The organism is Peribacillus sp. P4_C12 (genome assembly GCF_056402095.1).
Map to the genome: position 1 here is coordinate 1 of NZ_JBFUIB010000261.1, position 5,257 is coordinate 5,257.

Here is a 5,257-nt window from a genome sequence, read left to right on the forward strand (position 1 = left end):
CCCTTACAGGTTCTCCAAGGGATAATGCCTGGTTAGCGGCACCAATAGTTTATAGTCAAGCTTTTATTGAGAAGCACCCTGAATTAATTCAGGAAGATATCCAAAAGCGAATAGAAATCATTACTCCGCCAAGCGCATATCTGTCTCAACTACAAGCTTGTCTAACTCATGATACATCCAATGAACTTGATAAAATAAACATACCAACATTGATTATACACGGTGATGCAGATAATTTGGTTCCATATGAAAACGGTAAAATGTTAGCTGAACGTATTCAGGGTTCTCAGTTTCACACCGTATCCTGTTCTGGCCATATTTACATAACAGAAGCAGCTGAGGAAGCAAATGACAAAGTTATACAGTTTCTAGTTCATCTATAAAGTCAGCAAAAAGTATCTGTGGGACGATTACAACTGCTACAATACTTCCAGATCAAGCATAGGAAATTAGCGGATATCGCAATAAAATTACCTGACTCACCAAAAGGTCAGTAAGAAGGCGATTATAAACCAATCCATCTAATGGGCTCTCTTGTTGAGCAAGCGCTTTTACTTTTCTACGATGCTGTCATCCTTAGATTTAAAGAGARAAAGAAATTGGATCCAATAAAATGTATGGACGACATGCCAACCAATGATGAAATAAAAAGTAAGATGTAAAAAACAGCAAGGGATTCTTCTGAATTCCTTGCTGTTTTTTTGAATTAAGATAGTTGATTGAAGTTTATTTTAATGGAATTATTTTATTTTCAAACCTAACCCAAACATTTTATATATGGGCTAAAATCAAACATATCCTTCACTCCTCCTGTTTATTAATTAAATTCAGTTTAGTAATATGCAATAAGCATGCCAGTTAAGAAATAAGATGAAAGGGTTTTTAGAACRTCACAGTAAATAACCTTCCAAATTCTGTGTTATGATAAGTGAACGAAAATATTGCTTAAATTCAGGAGGAAAGCATATATGCTTAAAATTATAAAGTTTTTAACTTCCATTTTTATTTCAGGGATACTTTTTTTGTACCTTTATCCTCCTCTAGGGAGACGAGCAACTAAAGAAAAAATAAAAAGTTTCAGCACAAAGGAGAATTTTGTTGATGGGAAGTTCATCAACCAGATTCCTGCAAGTCAGGCGATGAGCCTCAAACATACAGGTTCGATACTACGGGATTATATAAAAGGAAATCCCAATAGGCGGCCCGACAATCCTATTCTGATTGAAACTAAAGAACATATGATAGGTGATTTCAATAAAATCACCTGGTTTGGACATTCTGCCTTCATGTTGGAGATGGATGGAAAAACCTTATTAGTGGATCCAATGTTTGGTAAAGCCCCCACTCCCTTTCCGCTGTTTGGAAATAAGCGTTTTAGCAGGGACTTGCCTATAGATTTGGAAAGGCTTCCTCCAATCGATGCGATTCTACTATCACATGACCACTATGATCATTTAGATTATTACTCTATAAAGAAGTTAAAAGATAAGGTCGATCAGTTCATTGTTCCACTGGGGGTTGGGGGCCATCTTGAAAGATGGGGCGTTAAAAAAGAAAAGATTCAGGAGCATAATTGGTGGGATGAAGTTAATTACAACGGCCTGCATTTGGTTTGCACGCCTGCGAGACATTTTTCCGGAAGAAGTTTACGTGATGGCAATACAACTCTGTGGTGCTCCTGGGTAATTAACGGAAAACAAGACAAGATATTTTTTAGCGGGGACAGTGGGTATGGTACACATTTTAAAGAAATTGGAGAAAAATTCGGTCCATTTGATCTTACATTAATGGAATGTGGCCAATATGATGAGCGCTGGTCCACCATCCATATGACGCCTGAAGAAACAGTTCAAGCAAACATCGATGTGCAAGGAAAACTAATGATTCCGATTCATTGGGCAGGGTTCACATTGTCATTTCATGACTGGACAGACCCAATTGAAAGGGTAACTAATGCGGCCAAAGAACATTCCGTTCAGGTTACTATACCGCAAATAGGCGAACCAGTATTTATTGGAGTAAAAGAGTTCCCTCAAACAATATGGTGGAAATAAAATCTGTCTATCCTAATTTGGGATAGACTGATTTTATTTATTTAACTGTGTTCCTTCTTATTATAATAAAGATTCATTTTTATAGTATGATCTTTCTTTCCCCAAAAATAATTTGTTCCGATTACACCTAAAATGATAAGGACCGACCCGATTATATCGTGGGTTGTAATCTTTTCATTTAGAATAAGTGCTCCTGCCACTATCGTGACAACGGTGGAAAGGTTTGCAAAGACACTCATTTGTGACGCCTTGATTATTGATAAAATGCTGTTGGATAGCAACGAAGTGACCAATGAGGCCAATATTCCTAAATACAAAATGGAACTGATGAATTCCATGCTCAACCATGGTGAAAAGAATTCCTGCATTGTTCCTTGGTTGATGTGGGAACTGATTGCGGCAATGTTAAAAATGACGAATCCTATTCCCATCATAAAAAAGGACATTTCACCTGGGGTATAATCTTTGGCTAGTGAACGGGTCATTGTCGTATAACATGCGGTAGCAATACAGGATAGAAGGATTAACACCATTCCGAGCATGTCGGAAAAATTGATTGAGCTCCCTTTCAATACAAAAATAAAAATGACACCCACTACCGATAAGACAATCGAAAGCTTCTGATATAAAGACGTTTTTTCCTTTAAGAAATATCCCGCTATCATCACCGTTATAATCGGGGTAACGGCTGATAAGATTCCAGCATCGGTGGATTGTGAGTATTTAAGTCCGAAAGCTTGAAAGGCAAAAAAAAGAGTTGGAAATAATAATGACAGCGGAACCAGTTTTTTTGCGGACTCCCACGTGTAATTTACTTTAATGACTTTAAAAGCAACTAATAATGATATGATAGCGAAGGAAACGCTGAATCGGAACGCCAATGTATCAAGTGGATTTGATTCAGCAATTGCCATTTTCGTGAATAAGAATGATAGGCCGACAATACTGGCATGAAATATGGCCAACATATATGCAAAAGATTGGGATTTCATAGATGCAGCTCCTCAACTAGACTACTATATATCCATTTTAGGTATAGTACCCTTTGTATCTGAATTGCAACCCAAGTTTAAAGGTAAAGGATACAGGTCCCTCGATCCTCCCCTTAAATATTGCAGGTTATTTTAAGCTTCAGTAATCTTATTATTCTTAGGAAGGACAAAAATTGTTACGATTAGCGAAGTTTTTACTCTTGGTTATATCTCCATATAACTTTTGGCTTTTATTATATTTGGATGGTTTTAGTATTATATGAATAACTAAAACTAAGATACCTAAAAAAAACAGAACAGAAAAAGCTAATCCGTAGGTAAAGGATTTGCTTCTTCTGTTCTTATACAAATAATACATAACTTGAAACAATACCTGAGTACTAAATATTTGATCAGTTCCAATTCCGATGTTTGTAATACAATCTGATTTCTTCAAAGCAAATCAGGATATTTAATTTATTTTAGTGTGATACAAATTAAAACCCTTTTAGGGTGAATGGTCGGTTGAAAATATGGTCTGCGGATTTTGATAATAATAGGTATTCAGCAAAAAAAGTTTACTTGGTAACGTACCTCTTTGTGGTGATACCTTTAATTATATTGAAAAGCTTCGATTTGCCGAAAACACGGTTGAATATCTCGAAGAAACCCAATAATGAATTTCCTAGTCTAGATGTAGCATGACTTCATTTTCTTTAACAAAGTTAGAATAGATGGAGATTCGTTATTATCACTATTTATTCACAAAGTAATAGAAACGACTATTAAAATATTACTAAATAATGATTATTTTCCATTTTCACTTATGATAAAATTTCAAGGAGAAAGTGAGGTTTACATATGTTAGTGACCACTATTATATTTCTTTTGGCCGGTCTAGCTGAGATTGGTGGGGGTTATCTTATTTGGCTTTGGTTAAGAGATGGAAAATCCATTTATTTAGGATTTATTGGAGGGATCGTTTTAGTTTTATATGGCATCATTGCAACATTCCAAACGTTTCCAACTTTCGGGCGTGTATATGCTGCATATGGCGGTGTTTTTATTGTGTTATCGGTATTATGGGGATGGGGCATCGATAAGAAAACGCCTGATTTATATGATTGGATTGGGGCTGCAATCTGTTTAATTGGGGTGTCTGTCATCATTTGGGCGCCGAGACATTAKAAGTAAAGGGCTTTAAAGCCCTTTACTTACTCAAAGCAGCCGATTGATTAAATATTTTTCGATCGTAAGCGTACGCAATATAAAATCTCACGTCCTCACGGGATCATTATTTAGGTGTTACATATCTTCAGGTAACCTTGGAATGAATGTTTTTCTAAACCAATTTCTTTTCCTTACTACTAACAGCCATATTGCTGGATTTTTCCTGTATAATCCAAATCGCAACTGCCGCGATAATGCATGGAATGGCAAATGCTAAGAAATTAATCTGCAATGACAATTTCATATCAAGCAAGACCCCGCAGAAAGTAGGAGCGATAATTCCACCTATTCTTCCTACACCTAATGCCCAGCCTACTCCCGTTGAACGGATTTCGTTAGGATAAAACTGTGATACATAAGCGTTCGTTACGATTTGTGTACCAGTTGTAGTTCCTCCCGCAATGGCAATCAACACATAGAGCATGATCATGCTTGGTTTAAAGCTCAGCATCGTAAGTGCTGCAAACCCTATGACTAAGAAGGAAACCAGAACCACTTTAGATCCAAATCGATCAGCAAGCTTTCCTCCGACAATTGCCCCAAATACGGCGCCGAGGTTAAGTGTCACTAGGAATGTTAAGCTGGATCCTAATTCATATCCTGCCCCTCCCATAATTTTTGGAAGCCATGTACTCAATCCGTACATCACAAACAGGCACATGAAAAAGGCGACCCAGAACATGATTGTACTAACTGTCCGACCTTTTTTGAATAATTGTTTCACCGGGAAACCAGTAGAATCATTTTTACTTTTCTCATGAAGAACATAATGATCATTCGCAGTGTATTTCCCGGTTACATCTACTTGATTCAGTACGTCCGCCAATTGGCTTTTTTGGTTTTTTAATATAAAATAATTCAATGATTCTGGTAACATTTTATAGAGAATCGGCATAAAGATCAGTGGAAGAGCACCAAGCCATACAACTGCGCGCCATCCAAAGTTCGGAATCAGATACATCGCACCTAATGATGCAACAACACCACCTAAAGCATGTCCAC

5 protein-coding genes are annotated in these 5,257 nt (G+C 36.9%); 3 read left to right on the top strand and 2 right to left on the bottom strand.

Annotated elements, in window-relative coordinates:
• On the top strand, window positions 1–383 hold a 383-nt coding region (locus AC1DUW_RS20555; protein WP_477643323.1), incomplete at its 5' end, for an alpha/beta fold hydrolase.
• 585 nt (window positions 384–968) lie between these two features.
• Entirely contained in the window at window positions 969–2,054 is a 1,086-nt protein-coding gene (locus AC1DUW_RS20560) for an MBL fold metallo-hydrolase (protein WP_477643324.1), read from the top strand.
• A 41-nt stretch (window positions 2,055–2,095) separates the two neighbouring features.
• Here the strand turns inward: AC1DUW_RS20560 and AC1DUW_RS20565 are convergent, their stop codons facing one another.
• Window positions 2,096–3,046 (bottom strand): DMT family transporter, encoded by a 951-nt coding sequence (locus AC1DUW_RS20565; RefSeq protein ID WP_477643325.1) that lies wholly within the window; start codon window positions 3,044–3,046, stop codon window positions 2,096–2,098.
• Between the two features lie 840 nt (window positions 3,047–3,886).
• Between AC1DUW_RS20565 and AC1DUW_RS20570 the strand changes: the two genes are divergently transcribed.
• Window positions 3,887–4,219: a YnfA family protein gene (locus AC1DUW_RS20570; RefSeq protein WP_477643326.1), complete on the top strand. Its 333-nt coding sequence runs from the start codon at window positions 3,887–3,889 to the stop codon at window positions 4,217–4,219.
• Window positions 4,220–4,367: 148 nt separating this feature from the next.
• Here the strand turns inward: AC1DUW_RS20570 and AC1DUW_RS20575 are convergent.
• Window positions 4,368–5,257 (bottom strand): MFS transporter (locus tag AC1DUW_RS20575; protein ID WP_477643327.1); only part of this gene is annotated, 890 nt, incomplete at its 5' end.